Source organism: Streptomyces tendae (assembly GCF_008632955.1).
In the GTDB taxonomy this organism is placed as follows: domain Bacteria; phylum Actinomycetota; class Actinomycetes; order Streptomycetales; family Streptomycetaceae; genus Streptomyces.
In genome coordinates, this window is record NZ_CP043959.1 from 1,113,636 (window position 1) to 1,127,679 (window position 14,044).

The window sequence follows — 14,044 nt, forward strand, 5'->3', positions numbered from 1 at the left end:
TCCGGACGGGTGATCGTCCTTGACGTGGCGCGGCGGAGCTAGGACCGTGGGGCTCTATGAGGGGCGAACCCAGTTGCCCGAAGTGCGGTGGCCGGGTCAGGGCTCCCGGCCTCTTCTCGGATGCCTGGCAGTGCGACGTGCACGGCACCGTGCACCCGCTGCAGCCCGTGATACCGCCGAGTGTCGAAGCCCTCGAAGTCGTCGTGCACCGCACCAAGGTGCCGGTGTGGATGCCGTGGCCGCTGCCGGTGGGCTGGCTCTTCACCGGGGTGGCCTCCGCGGGCGACGACCGCAGCGGGGGCCGTGCGACGGCCGTCGCCTGCACCGGCCCCGGACCGCTCGGCGGGATGGGTGAGATGATCCTGGTCGCCGAGGAACTCGGCGTCGGCCTGGGCGCGCGGTACGCGGGCATCGACGGCCCCGACCCCGGACCCTCCATGGACGTCGAGAAGCCGCCCCAGGCCAAGGTGCTCGCCGTCGGCCGGCCGACCCCCCTCTGGCACGTGTCCGGCACGCCGGACGACCGGGCCGTGTTCGCGGGCGAGGCGCTCGGCCTGTGGCTGTGGGCCGTGGTGTGGCCCGAGAAGTCGGGCCTGCTGATGTACGACGAGCTGGTGCTCGCCGACCTGCGGGACGCCGGTGCCGAGGTGGAGCTGGTGCCCTGCGGCGCCCTGTCGCCGCGGCTGCTGGAGGCGTAGTCCGCCCGCCTCGGGTTGTAGGGGGCGCATGCCGGGTGCGGGTGTGACAGGAGCGGCCGGAAATCCGGTTATCCTGGAGCGTCCTCATCCGTCCGTCACGCTTGGAGTAACGCGTCGTGCGCATCGACCTGCACACCCACTCCACCGCGTCCGACGGCACGGACACCCCGGCCGAACTGGTCCGCAAGGCCGCGTCCGCCGGTCTCGACGTCGTCGCCCTGACCGACCACGACACCACGCGCGGCCACGCCGAGGCCCTCGCGGCGCTGCCGCCCGGCATCACCCTGGTCACCGGCGCCGAACTCTCCTGCCGGCTCGACGGCATCAGCATGCACATGCTGGCCTACCTGTTCGACCCCGAGGAGCCCGCGCTGCTCGCGGAGCGTGAGCTGGTCCGGGACGACCGGGTGCCGCGGGCCAAGGGCATGATCACCAAGCTGAACGAGCTGGGCGTCCCGGTCACCTGGGAGCAGGTCGCGCGGATCGCCGGCGACGGCTCGGTGGGGCGCCCGCACGTGGCGAGCGCGCTCGTCGAACTGGGCGTCGTGGCGAGTGTGAGCGACGCCTTCACCCCGGAATGGCTGGCCGACGGCGGCCGGGCGTACATGCCGAAGCACGAGACCGACCCCTTCGCGGCCCTGCGGCTGGTCAAGAACGCCGGCGGGGTCGCCGTCCTCGCGCACCCGGCCGCGAGCAAGCGGGGCCGGACCGTGCCGGAGTCCGCGATCGCGTCGCTGGCCGAGACGGGGCTCGACGGCATCGAGGTCGACCACATGGACCACGACCCCGCGACGCGGGCGCGACTGCGCGGCCTGGCGGGCGAGGTGGGCCTGCTGACGACCGGGTCGAGCGACTACCACGGCAGCCGGAAGACCTGCGTCCTCGGCGAGTTCACCACGGACCCCGAGGTCTACGGCGAGATCACCCGGCGGGCGACCGGGGCGTTCCCGGTGCCGGGGACCGGCGGGGCCTGAGCCCCGTACCCGCGCCTCACCCTTCTTCGCTCACCCTTTTCGTACTCGCGCAAGGCAGTCATGTTCGACGTCGCCGTCTTCGGCTCTCTCTTCCTGACCCTTTTTGTCATCATGGATCCCCCCGGGATCACCCCGATCTTCCTCGCGCTGACCGCGGGCCGCCCGGCCAAGGTCCAGCGGCGCATGGCCTTCCAGGCCGTCTGTGTGGCGGGCGGTGTGATCACCGTCTTCGGGCTGCTCGGCCATCAGATCCTCGACTACCTGCACGTCTCCGTCCCGGCGCTGATGATCGCCGGCGGTCTGCTGCTCCTGCTGATCGCGCTCGACCTGCTCACCGGCAAGACCGACGAGCCCCAGCAGACCAAGGACGTCAACGTCGCGCTGGTACCGCTGGGCATGCCGCTGCTGGCCGGGCCGGGCGCGATCGTGTCGGTCATCCTCGCCGTGCAGAAGGCCGACAGCGTCACGGGGCAGGTGTCGGTGTGGGCGGCGATCCTCGCCATCCACGTCGTCCTGTGGCTGGTGATGCGGTACTCGCTGCTGATCATCCGGGTCATCAAGGACGGCGGGGTCGTCCTGGTGACGCGGCTGGCGGGCATGATGCTCTCCGCCATCGCCGTGCAGCAGATCATCAACGGCGTGACCCAGGTGATCCAGGGCGCCTGACGAGGACCGCCGGACACACCGGAGCCCCCGTACCCAAGGTGGTACGGGGGCTCCTCATGCATGCGTACAGTGCACCGGGACGCGGCGCGTGCCGCCGCGGGACCGCGGTACGGGAGTTACGAGGCCGGGGTGTCGGCCGGGCGGATCCACAGACGCTGCCCTACAGCGGCGGCCTGCTGAACGATGCGGTTGACGGAGGCGGCGTCCACAACGGTCGAGTCCACGGTGGTGCCGTCGACGTCGTCGAGTCGCATGATTTCGAAGCGCAAGGGCTTCTCCCTTCGTCTGGTCATCCTCCTGAAGGAGAACTACTGGGTGGAGGCACACGGGACCGGACGGGCCCGTGTTCCGTGACTGGTGCAACGAGCTGTGTGGTGCAAACATTCCCTACGCTAAGGAAATTTTTCGATCGACTAAATACTGACCAGTAAGTGTTTCGAGGGAGACCGACCGGGACCGGTTGTGTTCGTAGCGTGACCAGCGGGACAATGTGAGGTGATGAACGACGACCTCGCGGCACTGCACGCCCGTATCGACCGCACGAACGAGCTGCTCCAGCGCATGCTCGCCGAGGTGGCCAAGACGCCCTCGACCCACGCGATCTTCGTGGACGCCGGCTACCTCTACGCGGCTGCCGGGCGGCTCGTCGCCGGGACGGAGGACCGCCGCGCCTTCGACCTCGACGCCGAAGGGCTCATCGACGCGCTCATCGACCGCGCCCGCACCGTCTTCGCCGACAGCAGGCTGCTGCGCGTCTACTGGTACGACGGCGCCCGGCGCCGCATCCACACCGCCGAGCAGCAGACCATCGCCGAGCTGCCCGACGTCAAGGTCCGCCTCGGCAACCTCAACGCCAACAACCAGCAGAAGGGCGTCGACTCCCTGATCCGCTCGGATCTGGAGTCGCTGGCCCGGCACCGCGCCATCAGCGACGCGGCCCTGCTCGGCGGCGACGAGGACTTGGTCTCCGCCGTCGAGGCCGCCCAGGGATACGGCGCCCGCGTCCACCTGTGGGGCATCGAGGCGCCCGAGGGCCGCAACCAGGCCGAGCCGCTGCTCTGGGAGGTCGACAGCCAGCGCACCCTCGACCTCGACTTCTTCAAGCCGTACGTCTCCCGGCGCACGGCGTCCGCCTACGAGCCGGCGGCCGGCCGGCCCACCCGGGAGGACGTCCGCTTCGTCGGCGCGCAGATCGCCGCGAAGTGGCTGGTCTCCCGCGGCCGGGACACCATGATGGAACTCCTCCCCGGCCACCCCTACCTGCCCGGCTCGGTCGACCAGGACCTGCTGGTCGAGGCGGAGGGCCTCCTCCAGTACTCCCTCCGCGGCCAGGCGGACCTCCGCCGCTCCCTCCGCGACGGCTTCTGGGACCACCTGCAGGCGCAGTACTAGACGCCGACATTCGGCCCACCCGGTGCCAAGGTTCGCTGCGCCTCGTGGTGAGGGTTCGCGCGCGTCTCGTGGTGAGGGTTCGCGCGCGTCTCGTGATGAGGGTCCGTGCGCGCCTCGTGGTGAGGTTCGCGCGCTTCGAGGGGCGCCGGTCAGCCGGTCGCCGTGGCCCGATCCTCCCCGGCGGGGTCGCTCCGGCCGACGGTGACCGCCCAGGTGACGCCGGACGGCGCCGTCACGCGCACGCTCCCGGCCCGGTGCGCGGCGGGCAGGGCGAGCTGGTGGTACGTCACGGCGGGTTCGCCGGAGGCGCACGCGAGCCGGAAGTGGGCGTGCGGCACGGGCAGACGCACCTCCACACCGCCCCTGCCCCGGCAACTGACGGCGACCGTGAGGGCCATGCCCCGGGTACCGGCCGGGTAGAAGAAGCCGGCGCTGCCGTGGGCGGGACCGTACCGCCCCGCCGTGCTCTCGCCGTCTCCGGCGTCGAGCGGAGGCGGGGTGACCGGTGCCGGCTGCCGCGCGGCCGGGCTGCCCGCGGCGGCCGGCGTCGGAAGATCTGGTTTCTCGTCGCCGCCGTTGGTGGACGTGCAGCCGACCATGGCCACCAGGATCAGGACACAGGCACTCCGGGCATGGGTCATCGAGCCCCCATTCATGGTGGACCGCCCCGAGGCGATCACGTGCCACGAACCTTAGGTGCGGCGGTACGGGCAGAACCGGACCTGAGGTGATCCCTGAGGATCATTTGAGGGACGGCTGACACTCCGTGGTGTCGAAGAAGCCGGCGAGAGCCCGCGCCGTCGGGGCGGGGCGGTCGACCATGGGCGTGTGGCCGGCGCCGTCGACGACCGTGCGGTGGGCCCTCAGGCGCCGGGCCATGTGGTCGAGATCCGGCACCGGCCAGGTGTCGTCGGACGAGCCGGAGAGGACGTGCATCGGCAGCGGTACGGCGGCCAGTTCGGTGACCCGGTCCGGCTCGGCGCACAACTGGCGTCCGGCGGCGAGGAGTTGCGCCCGTTTCGTGCTCAGCCAGCGCCTCCGCAACTGCTCCGGTCCGCCGATGCCGCGCGCCGGTCCGCCCACCTCCTCCGGCGGGCCCATGGCCAGGATGGCCTCCCAGCACTCCTCCATCGACATCACGGCGAGCGCGTCCCGCAGCAACCTCACCCGCTGTTCCTGAGAGTGCGAGATACGGGCGGGCCCCGAGCAGACCAGCGTCAGCGAGCGGAAGGGGGAGTGGTCGAGGAGCACGGCCGCACGCGCGATCTGGCCGCCGAGCGAATGGCCGACGAGGTGGAGGGGCGCGTCGAACTCACGCGCCTGCGCCAGCACGTCCTTCGCCAACTCGTCCTGTGCGTAAGCGGCTTCGTCGTCGGCGGGTCCGTCCGACGCGTGCTGGCCGCGCCCGTCCACGGCGACGGCGCGATATCCGCGGGCGGCGAGCGGTGCGAGTACAGGCGTGAAGTCCTCCTTGCTGCCGGTGTAGCCGGGCAGCAGCAACACGGTTCCCCGCAGCGGGACTTCACCGGTCGGCGGTCGGTCCAGGACGGCGAACTCGCCCCGTGCGGTGCGGAGTCGGCGAGGCTGGTCGCCGGGGGGCGGGGCGGGGGAGAAGGCGCTGGTCACGGGGCGAGGGTAGCGGGTGCGGACACGCCGACGGCCCGGCCCCACGTGGGGGAACCGGGCCGGCGGCGTCGGTGTGGCATCAGCCCTCCGCGGACTCCGCCTCCGGGGCGACCGTCGCGGCCTTGCGGGTGCGGCGGCGCGGCGCGGGGGCGGCCTCGGCTGCCTCCGCCTCGGGGCCGGTCTGCGCCGGGACCGTCTTGCGCGTGCGGCGCGGCTTGGCCTCGGCGGCCTCGGCCGGGTCGGCGGCGACCGCAGCCTTCTTGGCCGCGGTCTTCCGCGTACGCCGCGGCTTCTCCTCGGCCTCCGCCCCGGTCTGCGCCGGGATCTCCACGGGCTCCGCCTCGGCGGCCTTACGGGTCCTGCGGCGCGGCTTGGCCTCGGTGCCCTCGGCGGTGTCGACAGCCGCCTCGGCCTTCTTGGCGGCGGTCTTCCGCGTGCGCTTCGGCGCGGCCTCGGGGGCCTCGGCCTCGGTCGCGACGTCGGCCTCGGCGGCGACGGCCTTCTTGCGGGTACGGCGCGGCTTGGCCTCGGCAGCCTCGGCGGCCACCTCGGTGGTGCCCTCGGCCGTCTCGACCACGTCCTCGGCCTTCGCCGCGGCCTTACGGGTGCGGCGACGCGGCGCGACAGGCTCGGTGTCGACGGCGCCCTCGGCCGTGTCGACCGCGGTCTCGGCGGCGTCGGCCGTCTTACGGGTACGGCGGCGACGGGGCTCCGCGGCCTCGGGAGCGGACTCCTGGACCGACGGCTCCTCGACGGCGGCCGGCGCCCGCTCGGTCACCGGCGCCTCGACGGCCGTGGCGTCCTGCGCGGCGGACCCCGCACCCCTGCGGGTGCGACGACGACGCGGCTTCTCGGAAGCGTCGGAAACCTCCACCGACGGGCCCTCGGCCGTGTCGACGGCGGACTCCGCCGCCTCCTGCTCCACGGCGACCGCCGGAGCGGCCGTGGCCCCGCCGCGCGTACGGCGACGGCGGCGCGGGGTACGTGCGGTGGCCTCGCCGGCCTCCGCCTCCCCGGCGACCTCGGCGGCCGGAGCGGCGGACTGCCGGCCCGCCTCGTCCAGCGGGGTACCGCTCCGGGTGCGGCGACGGCGGCGCGGCGTACGCGTCGACGCCTCCTGCTCCTCGGAGCGGGGACCGCGACGCCCGTCACGCCCGTCACGGCCGTCACGGCTGTCACGCCCGTCCCGGCCACCCCGTCCGCGCGGCGCGCGGCCGCCCGGCTCGCCAAGGTCCTCGAGCTCCTCCGCGTCCAGTCCGGCCCGGGTGCGCTCCGAGCGCGGGAGGACGCCCTTGGTGCCCTCGGGGATGCCCAGGTCCGTGAACAGGTGCGGAGAGGTGGAGTACGTCTCCGGCGGGTCGCTGAAGCCCAGGTCCAGCGCCTTGTTGATCAGCTGCCAGCGGGGGATGTCGTCCCAGTCGACCAGGGTGATCGCCGTGCCCTTGGCGCCCGCGCGGCCGGTGCGGCCGATGCGGTGCAGGTACGTCTTCTCCTCTTCCGGCGACTGGTAGTTGATGACGTGCGTGACGCCCTCGACGTCGATGCCGCGCGCGGCGACGTCGGTGCAGACGAGCACGTCCACCTTGCCGTTGCGGAAGGCGCGCAGCGCCTGCTCACGGGCGCCCTGGCCGAGGTCGCCGTGGACCGCGCCGGAGGCGAAGCCGCGCTGCTTCAGCTGGTCGGCGAGGTCGGCCGCGGTGCGCTTGGTGCGGCAGAAGACCATGACCAGACCGCGGCCGTCGGCCTGCAGTATCCGCGCGACCAGCTCGGGCTTGTCCATGTTGTGCGCGCGGTAGATGAACTGCTTGGTGTTCGCGACCGTGGCGCCCTCGTCGTCCGGCGCCGTGGCGCGGATGTGCGTGGGCTGCGACATGTAGCGGCGGGCGAGACCGATGACCGCGCCCGGCATGGTGGCCGAGAACAGCATCGTCTGGCGCTTCACCGGAAGCAGCTTGATGATCTTCTCGACGTCGGGCAGGAAGCCCAGGTCGAGCATCTCGTCGGCCTCGTCGAGGACGAGGGCCTTGACGTCCGACAGGTTGAGCTTCTTCTGCCCGGCGAGGTCGAGCAGGCGGCCCGGGGTGCCGACGATCACGTCGACGCCCTTCTTCAGCGCCTCGACCTGGGGCTCGTAGGCCCGGCCGCCGTAGATCGCGGTGACGCGCACGTTGCGCACCTTGCCGGCGGTCAGCAGGTCGTTGGTGACCTGCGTGCACAGCTCGCGCGTGGGGACGACCACCAGCGCCTGCGGCGTGTCGGTGAGGTCCTCGGGCTTCGCGCGGCCCGCCTCCACGTCCGCGGGGACGGTGACCCGCTCGAGGAGCGGAAGGCCGAAACCGAGCGTCTTGCCGGTGCCGGTCTTGGCCTGACCGATGACGTCCGTGCCCGACAGGGCCACGGGGAGCGTCATCTCCTGGATGGGGAAGGGGGTGGTGATGCCGACGGCTTCAAGGGCTTCGGCTGTCTCGGGGAGGATCCCGAGCTCTCGGAACGTCGTAGTCAGGGTGCTGCCTCTTCTGTGTGCGCGGTGCGAGGCGAGCGCGGGGGTCGTGTAGGGACCGTGCCGGGGACGACGGCTGCCATACGGTGAAGGCCGTAGGACACGGGACCACTGCCGACGCTCGAGCGCTCGTACCGCTGAGGTGTCCCTCCGGATTGCGTACGCGATGTGCCGTACGACTTCGGAGGGCTGTCGGGTCGGAGCCGATCGGGCCACCGACCGGGCATCCTCATACATGCGGCCCGTCGAGCACGTCCTAATACGCCGGAGTGCTCAGCAGCCGCAATACCACCATACCCCGGATTCCCGCACACGCCATGGCCGATTTGGTCACGTAGTCGTCGTCACACCGATCGACCACGGCCCTCCGGCGCAGGCCGAGCGGGCTATTGTGCGCTGCATGACGAGCTCTGACAGCCCTGACACCGCCGCGGAAACCCCCGAGACCCCCGCCGCACGGACCGGCGTCGCCGCCATGGACTGGGCGGCCGCCTCCGCCGACCCCCAGTACCGTGCCGCTGTCGTGGACCTGCTCGGCGCGCTCGCGTACGGGGAGCTGGCGGCGTTCGAGCGGCTCGCGGAGGACGCCAAGCTGGCGCCCACCATGGGGGACAAGGCGGAGCTGGCGAAGATGGCCTCGGCCGAGTTCCACCACTTCGAGCGACTGCGGGACCGGCTGGCCGAGATCGGCGAGGAGCCGACGCGCGCCATGGAGCCGTTCGTCGCCGCGTACGACGGCTTCCACAAGCAGACGGCGCCCTCCGACTGGCTGGAGGGTCTCGTCAAGGCCTACGTCGGCGACTCCATCGCCAGCGACTTCTACCGCGAGGTCGCGGCGCGTCTCGACTCCGACACCCGCGCGCTGGTGCTGGCCGTGCTGGACGACACGGGGCACGGCGGCTTCGCCGTGGAGAAGGTGCGCGCGGCGATCGAGGCGGACCCGCGTGTGGGCGGGCGGCTCGCGCTGTGGGCCCGCCGGCTGATGGGCGAGGCGTTGTCCCAGTCCCAGCGGGTGGTCGCCGACCGCGACGCGCTGTCGACGATGCTCGTGGGCGGGGTCGCGGACGGGTTCGACCTGGCCGAGGTCGGCCGGATGTTCTCCCGGATCACCGAGGCGCACACCAAGCGCATGGCGGCGCTGGGCCTGGCCGCCTGACCGCATCCCTCGATGCCGCGGACCGGCGGGTCAGGCGTCCGTGGACGCCGCCGCCGGCGACCGGTCAGGCGGTCGCCGAGCGGCGCAGCCGGCCCGGGCGCAGCAGCAGCGACAGCGAGGCGACCGAGACGATCGCGGCGCCCAGCAGCATCGTCAGCAGGCCGCCCGCGTCCAGCGCGGTGTTCATGACGAAAGCGCCGAACAGGGCCCCGGCGACACCGGTCGACAGCACCAGCACGGGGGCCGGAAGCCGATGCGACAGGCGGCGGTACGCCCCCACGGCCAGGGCCAGGCCGAGGATCGCGGAGCTGAGCGCTTCCAGAAGCATGTCGGGGTCCCTCCCACATGGCCGGCCTGCTCGTTCAGGTCGTAGCCCGTCTTACCCCTGACCTGCGGAATGCAATCCTCCCCAGGGGGTCTGCCGTACTCCGTCCGAGTGGTCCGCGTCAGCGGCCCCGCGCGACACGCCCGGGAGGGTCCCCGACAGGCCATGGGCGCGCGGCCAAGGGGGGACCGGGACACGGGAAGGCCCGGCGGTGGAAACCGCCGGGCCTTCCCGTATGCCGAACTGCTCCGCGTGCTACAGCGCGCCGAAGCCCACCTTGCGCGGGGCCGGCTCGCCGATCTCCACGTAGGCGAGACGGTCGGCCGGGACCAGGATCTTGCGGCCGTGCTCGTCCACGAGGCTCAGCAGCTGCGACTTCCCGGCCAGCGCCTCGGCCACCACGCGCTCGACCTCCTCCGCGCTCTGACCGCTCTCCAGAACGATCTCGCGGGGCGCGTGCTGCACGCCGATCTTGACCTCCACGGCTATGTCCCTCCGACGGTCAGTGAAGTGCGCGGCCTTCCGCGCCGTACCAGCACACATTAGCCCGGTGAGGGGACCTGCACGCTTCGCCCGGCCACGCCAACAGCGAACAGCCGACGGGAACAAACGCCCGCCGCACCCCTGCGGTCAGTGGTGCTCGTTGCCGTGAAGCGGGAAGCCCGCGATGCCCCGCCACGCCAGCGAGGCCAGCAGCTGCACCGCCTGGTCGCGGGGCACGCTGCGGTCGCTGTGCAGCCAGGACCGCGCCACCACCTGGGCGAGACCGCCGAGCCCCGACGCGAGGAGCATCGACTCCGCACGCGACAGCCCGGTGTCCTCCGCGATGACGTCACAGATGGCCTCCGCACACTCGTTGGTGACCTTGTCGACGCGCTCGCGCACGGCCGGCTCGTTCGTCAGGTCCGACTCGAAGACCAGGCGGAAGGCTCCGCCGTCGTCCTCGACGTACGCGAAGTACGCGTCCATGGTCGCCCGGACCCGCTGCTTGTTGTCCGACGTCGACGCCAGCGCGTGCCGCACCGACTGGATCAGCGCCTCGCAGTGCTGGTCCAGCAGCGCCAGGTACAGGTCGAGCTTGCCGGGGAAGTGCTGGTACAGCACCGGCTTGCTGACACCCGCGCGCTCGGCGATGTCGTCCATGGCGGCAGCGTGGTAACCCTGCGCGACGAAGACCTCCTGGGCGGCGCCCAGCAACTGGTTCCGTCGGGCACGGCGCGGAAGGCGTGTACCCCTCGGGCGTACCGCGTCCGTCTGCTCGATGGCTGTCACGCCGCCTCCCATTGTCGTCCACATGCGGGGTCAGCCGCGCCGCCATCGTACTTTTCGGTAATCCTGATGTGCGCGGTGCACGTGCAGAATTTCACGGACCGGACAGCGGAAGAAGCGGTACGGACGGTTTCAAAAGCTGTCAGAGCGGGCAAGAACTGTCCCCTTCCGGGCGGCTGGTGTCCCGGCCCGCGCCCCGGCCTGCGCGCTCCTCACCGGTAGTCGTCCTCGTCGAGGGAGACGACGCGGGCCTGTTCCACCAGGTCCCCCTCGCTCGCCCGGTCCGGGTCGACCTCGGTCAGCGGGTCGTCGCGGTCGGGCGACACCTCCGCCTGCTGTTCGGCCGCGTCGACCTCGGGCGCCTCGACGTCGTACTCCAGGCCTTCCTGCACGTCCTCGTCCTCCTCGAACGTCTCGGGGTCGGTGGGGTCTACGGCCATCACTGGGCTCCCTTCCTGGTCACGTCCCTGACGCATGCAGGGGCCACGTACGGGTGCCCTCTTCACGAGCCTAGGAGACACCCGATCCGGACGCCATGCGATCGGCGGCCGGGGTGCGACCGGGTGCGCACCCGGTGTGAGAGGGGCGCGAGGGCGGCGCGCGGGATGTTCGGCAATCCTGTGATGCCGAACACGTGAGCCAAGACGTGATCGTCTCGTAACATTGCCGCATGTCTGCGTCCGAGCTGCCCTCCGTGCCGCCCACCAGCGTGCTGCCCGAGCCGGCGGCGGTCAGGGTGGCGGAGGGAGAGCAGCTCAGGTCGGTGCGGCTGCCCGGCGTGACGCTGACGGTCAGATCCCGGCCGCCGGCCCACGAAGGCCTCCCGCCCGCCTTCTTCGTCCACGGACTCGGCGGCTCCTCGCTGAACTGGTCGGCCCTGATGGCCCTGCTGGACGACGTCGTCGACAGCGAGGCCGTGGACCTGCCGGGATTCGGCGACTCCCCGCCGCCGGACGACGGCGACTACTCGATCACCGCGCACGCCCGCGCGGTGATCCGCTGTCTGGAGGCATCCGGCCGCGGACCGGTGCACCTCTTCGGCAACTCGCTCGGCGGCGCGGTCGTGACCCGGGTCGCCGCCGTGCGCCCCGACCTCGTCCGCACCCTCACCCTGGTCTCACCGGCGCTGCCGGAACTGCGCGTGCAGCGCACCGCCGTCCCCACGGGGCTGCTGGCCGTACCCGGAGTCGCACCGCTGTTCACCCGGATCACCCGGGAGTGGACGGCCGAGCAGCGGGTCCGCGGCGTCCTGCAGCTCTGTTACGGCGATCCCGGGCGGGTGACCCCGGAAGGGTTCCGGCACGCGGTGGAGGAGATGGAGCGGCGGCTGCGGCTGCCGTACTTCTGGGACGCGATGGCGCGCTCCGCGCGGGGGCTCGTCAGCGCCTACACGCTGGGTGGCCAGCAGGGACTCTGGCGGCAGGCCGAGCGGGTGCTCGCGCCGACCCTGCTGGTCTACGGCGGCCGGGACCAGCTCGTCGGCTTCCGCATGGCCCAGCGGTCCGCGCGCGCCTTCCGCGACTCCCGGCTGGTGACACTCCCGGACGCGGGACACGTGGCGATGATGGAGTATCCGGACACCGTGGCGTTGTCGTTCCGTGAACTCCTGAGGGATGCAACGGGTTCCGCGGGCGAGGGGGATACTGTGCAGCCGGACGCACAGGGCGCTCCGGGTCCGTCCGCCGACACCGGCGGCCCGACCACCGCCGAGATCACGAGGGGCTGAGGCGCGACGTGGGACGCCACAGCCGCCGCGGGCCCGCCCCGAAGGGCGACACCGCCGACACCACCACTGCCGGCCGCAGCGGCCGTGACGCCCGTGAGACGCGTCACGACGAGCGCGACGGGGTGGTGCCGGCGCAGCAGCAGCCGCGGCGAGCGCCGTCCGGTGCCGGCCAAGGCCATGGGGCGCCCTACCCGGACGGCCCGTCCGCCACTCCGGCGCACGGCACACCGAGCCCGCCCGGCACTCCGGGCACTCCGGGCGCTGCGACGTACGGATACGGGTACGGGGCACCGGGCCACGGGAGGCCGGCACCTGGTGTGCCGCGCCTGCCGGACGGATGGCAGCCGGACGGGACCCCGGCGCGCGGTGTTCCCCGTTTCGGGGAGGGCACGCCGCCGCGGGGTGTGCCGCGGTACGCGGACGGGACTCCCGCGCGGGGCGTTCCCCGGTTCGGGGACGGGACCCCGCCCCAGGGTGTCCCGCGCTACGGCGACGGGACGCAGACTCACGGTGTCCCGCGGTACGCGGACGGGACTCCCGCGCACGGGACTCCGCAGGTAAGAGGCGGTCACCCCGAGCAGCAGGAGCCCGGCGGCGGCTGGGGAGACCCGCACGGGCGCACCGCGACCGGGGCGGGCCACGGCGCGCCTGACGCCCGGCAGGGCGTGCCCCTCCCGCGCCAGCGCCGGGCGCCCGCCGACGGACCGCGCCAGGACTACGTCGAGGCGTTCGACGACCGGGCCGACGACCTCTTCACCCCGCGCAGGCCCGCCGCCCGGACCCAGGCCGACCCGTACGACGCCGTCACCGCGTGGGACAGCACCCCCGACCCCGGCATCCCCTCGGACCGCGACACCGACACGGACGCCGAGGACGAGACGCCGACGGGCGTCCCCGCGCAGACCAAGGGCGGCAAGGGGCGCGCGTTCACCGGCATGGCGGCCGCCGCCGTCACCACCGTGCTGGCCGTCGTCGTCGCCGGGCAGGTCGCCGACGACCGCGACGCCCCCGGCGTACAGGCGCAGTCCTCCGCCGAGCAGGCGCGCGACGCGCGTGACCCCGCCTCGCGTGGGGACGCCCGCGAGACGCCCAGGGCGCCCACGGCACGGCCACTGACGTACGAGCAGCAGATGAACCGCAAGTTCCCCCTGGCCGCCACCCGCGCGGGCACGGGGAAGTTCGACGCCGTAGAGGGCATCGACAAGGCGCCCGGCAAGGGGCGGAAGATCACGTACCGGGTGGACGTGGAGCGGGGGCTCGATCTCGACGGCGCCCTGTTCGCCGAGGCCGTGCACCGGACACTCAACGACAACCGGAGCTGGGCGCACAACGGCGCCCTCGCCTTCGAGCGGATCCACTCCGGCAGCCCCGACTTCGTGATCACTCTCGCCAGCCCCGAGACGACCGCCGACTGGTGCGCCAAGTCGGGCCTGGACACCACCGAGGACAACGTCTCCTGCGACTCCGCGGCCACCGAACGCGTGCTGATCAACGCGTACCGCTGGGCGCAGGGCGCGGAGACCTACGGCGACAAGATGTACGCCTACCGCCAGATGCTGATCAACCACGAGATCGGCCACCGCCTGGGCCACAACCACGTCACCTGCGACAAGGACGGCGACCTGGCCCCGGTGATGCAGCAGCAGACCAAGTTCCTCGACCACGACGGAATCCGCTGCCGCCCCAACGCCTGGCCCTACCCCAAGGGTTAG

Annotated in this window: 15 protein-coding genes; 7 read left to right on the forward strand and 8 right to left on the reverse strand. The window is 72.7% G+C overall.

Features of this window, described 5'->3' with window-relative positions; genetic code table 11:
• Positions 1-56: 56 nt before the first annotated feature.
• The 3 genes from F3L20_RS05310 to F3L20_RS05320 all read left to right on the forward strand — a co-directional run bounded on the left by F3L20_RS05310 (position 57) and on the right by F3L20_RS05320 (position 2,338).
• Positions 57-698 carry a DUF6758 family protein gene (locus F3L20_RS05310; RefSeq protein ID WP_150152640.1) on the forward strand — a complete coding sequence of 214 codons (642 nt, stop codon included), beginning with the start codon at positions 57-59 and terminating at the stop codon, positions 696-698.
• Between the two features lie 116 nt (positions 699-814).
• Positions 815-1,672: a PHP domain-containing protein gene (locus F3L20_RS05315; protein ID WP_150152642.1), complete on the forward strand. Its 858-nt coding sequence runs from the start codon at positions 815-817 to the stop codon at positions 1,670-1,672.
• Between the two features lie 60 nt (positions 1,673-1,732).
• Positions 1,733-2,338 carry a MarC family protein gene (locus tag F3L20_RS05320; RefSeq protein ID WP_150152644.1) on the forward strand — a complete coding sequence of 202 codons (606 nt, stop codon included), beginning with the start codon at positions 1,733-1,735 and terminating at the stop codon, positions 2,336-2,338.
• Between the two features lie 116 nt (positions 2,339-2,454).
• Here the strand turns inward: F3L20_RS05320 and F3L20_RS33915 are convergent, their stop codons facing one another.
• Complete coding sequence (locus F3L20_RS33915; RefSeq protein ID WP_167338165.1) at positions 2,455-2,607, reverse strand: hypothetical protein; 153 nt, start codon at positions 2,605-2,607, stop codon at positions 2,455-2,457.
• 229 nt (positions 2,608-2,836) lie between these two features.
• Here F3L20_RS33915 and F3L20_RS05325 point away from each other — a divergent pair, with 229 nt between their 5' ends.
• Entirely contained in the window at positions 2,837-3,730 is an 894-nt protein-coding gene (locus F3L20_RS05325; RefSeq protein ID WP_145827230.1) for an NYN domain-containing protein, read from the forward strand.
• Between the two features lie 149 nt (positions 3,731-3,879).
• On the opposite strand, the gene F3L20_RS05330 is transcribed toward F3L20_RS05325, so the two are convergent.
• The 3 genes from F3L20_RS05330 to F3L20_RS05340 all read right to left on the reverse strand — a co-directional run bounded on the left by F3L20_RS05330 (position 3,880) and on the right by F3L20_RS05340 (position 7,766).
• On the reverse strand, positions 3,880-4,371 hold the full coding sequence (locus F3L20_RS05330) for a hypothetical protein (protein ID WP_150152646.1): 492 nt from the start codon (positions 4,369-4,371) through the stop codon (positions 3,880-3,882).
• Between the two features lie 100 nt (positions 4,372-4,471).
• Complete coding sequence (locus F3L20_RS05335) at positions 4,472-5,356, reverse strand: alpha/beta fold hydrolase (protein WP_150152648.1); 885 nt, start codon at positions 5,354-5,356, stop codon at positions 4,472-4,474.
• A 79-nt stretch (positions 5,357-5,435) separates the two neighbouring features.
• Positions 5,436-7,766, reverse strand: coding sequence for a DEAD/DEAH box helicase (locus F3L20_RS05340; protein WP_150152650.1), 2,331 nt, complete (start codon positions 7,764-7,766; stop codon positions 5,436-5,438).
• 490 nt (positions 7,767-8,256) lie between these two features.
• Between F3L20_RS05340 and F3L20_RS05350 the strand changes: the two genes are divergently transcribed.
• Positions 8,257-9,012: a ferritin-like fold-containing protein gene (locus F3L20_RS05350; RefSeq protein ID WP_150152654.1), complete on the forward strand. Its 756-nt coding sequence runs from the start codon at positions 8,257-8,259 to the stop codon at positions 9,010-9,012.
• Between the two features lie 64 nt (positions 9,013-9,076).
• Here F3L20_RS05350 and F3L20_RS05355 read toward each other — a convergent pair whose 3' ends face one another.
• The 4 genes from F3L20_RS05355 to F3L20_RS05370 all read right to left on the reverse strand — a co-directional run bounded on the left by F3L20_RS05355 (position 9,077) and on the right by F3L20_RS05370 (position 11,046).
• A complete protein-coding gene (locus F3L20_RS05355; protein ID WP_150152656.1) occupies positions 9,077-9,340 on the reverse strand; it encodes a hypothetical protein in 264 nt (87 codons plus the stop codon).
• Between the two features lie 252 nt (positions 9,341-9,592).
• On the reverse strand, positions 9,593-9,820 hold the full coding sequence (locus tag F3L20_RS05360) for a DUF3107 domain-containing protein (protein ID WP_019522837.1): 228 nt from the start codon (positions 9,818-9,820) through the stop codon (positions 9,593-9,595).
• Positions 9,821-9,967: 147 nt separating this feature from the next.
• Positions 9,968-10,609, reverse strand: a complete 642-nt coding sequence (locus tag F3L20_RS05365; RefSeq protein WP_150152658.1) for a TetR/AcrR family transcriptional regulator — start codon at positions 10,607-10,609, stop codon at positions 9,968-9,970.
• Between the two features lie 209 nt (positions 10,610-10,818).
• Positions 10,819-11,046 carry a hypothetical protein gene (locus F3L20_RS05370; RefSeq protein ID WP_150152660.1) on the reverse strand — a complete coding sequence of 76 codons (228 nt, stop codon included), beginning with the start codon at positions 11,044-11,046 and terminating at the stop codon, positions 10,819-10,821.
• Between the two features lie 230 nt (positions 11,047-11,276).
• Here F3L20_RS05370 and F3L20_RS05375 point away from each other — a divergent pair, with 230 nt between their 5' ends.
• Together F3L20_RS05375 and F3L20_RS05380 are read left to right on the forward strand one after the other, a co-directional pair.
• Positions 11,277-12,332, forward strand: a complete 1,056-nt coding sequence (locus tag F3L20_RS05375; RefSeq protein WP_150152662.1) for an alpha/beta fold hydrolase — start codon at positions 11,277-11,279, stop codon at positions 12,330-12,332.
• An 8-nt stretch (positions 12,333-12,340) separates the two neighbouring features.
• Positions 12,341-14,044 carry a DUF3152 domain-containing protein gene (locus F3L20_RS05380; protein ID WP_167534469.1) on the forward strand — a complete coding sequence of 568 codons (1,704 nt, stop codon included), beginning with the start codon at positions 12,341-12,343 and terminating at the stop codon, positions 14,042-14,044.

What these genes read in the sequence shown, in the direction of transcription:
- F3L20_RS05355 (WP_150152656.1), bottom strand. Translation starts at nt 9,340, where the DNA reads ATGCTTCTGGAAGCGCTCAGCTCCGCGATCCTCGGCCTGGCCCTGGCC.
- F3L20_RS05340 (WP_150152650.1), bottom strand. Translation starts at nt 7,766, where the DNA reads ATGACGCTCCCCGTGGCCCTGTCGGGCACGGACGTCATCGGTCAGGCC.
- F3L20_RS05325 (WP_145827230.1), top strand. Translation starts at nt 2,837, where the DNA reads ATGAACGACGACCTCGCGGCACTGCACGCCCGTATCGACCGCACGAAC.
- F3L20_RS05350 (WP_150152654.1), top strand. Translation starts at nt 8,257, where the DNA reads ATGACGAGCTCTGACAGCCCTGACACCGCCGCGGAAACCCCCGAGACC.
- F3L20_RS05310 (WP_150152640.1), top strand. Translation starts at nt 57, where the DNA reads ATGAGGGGCGAACCCAGTTGCCCGAAGTGCGGTGGCCGGGTCAGGGCT.
- F3L20_RS05375 (WP_150152662.1), top strand. Translation starts at nt 11,277, where the DNA reads ATGTCTGCGTCCGAGCTGCCCTCCGTGCCGCCCACCAGCGTGCTGCCC.
- F3L20_RS05320 (WP_150152644.1), top strand. Translation starts at nt 1,733, where the DNA reads ATGTTCGACGTCGCCGTCTTCGGCTCTCTCTTCCTGACCCTTTTTGTC.
- F3L20_RS05370 (WP_150152660.1), bottom strand. Translation starts at nt 11,046, where the DNA reads ATGGCCGTAGACCCCACCGACCCCGAGACGTTCGAGGAGGACGAGGAC.
- F3L20_RS05330 (WP_150152646.1), bottom strand. Translation starts at nt 4,371, where the DNA reads ATGACCCATGCCCGGAGTGCCTGTGTCCTGATCCTGGTGGCCATGGTC.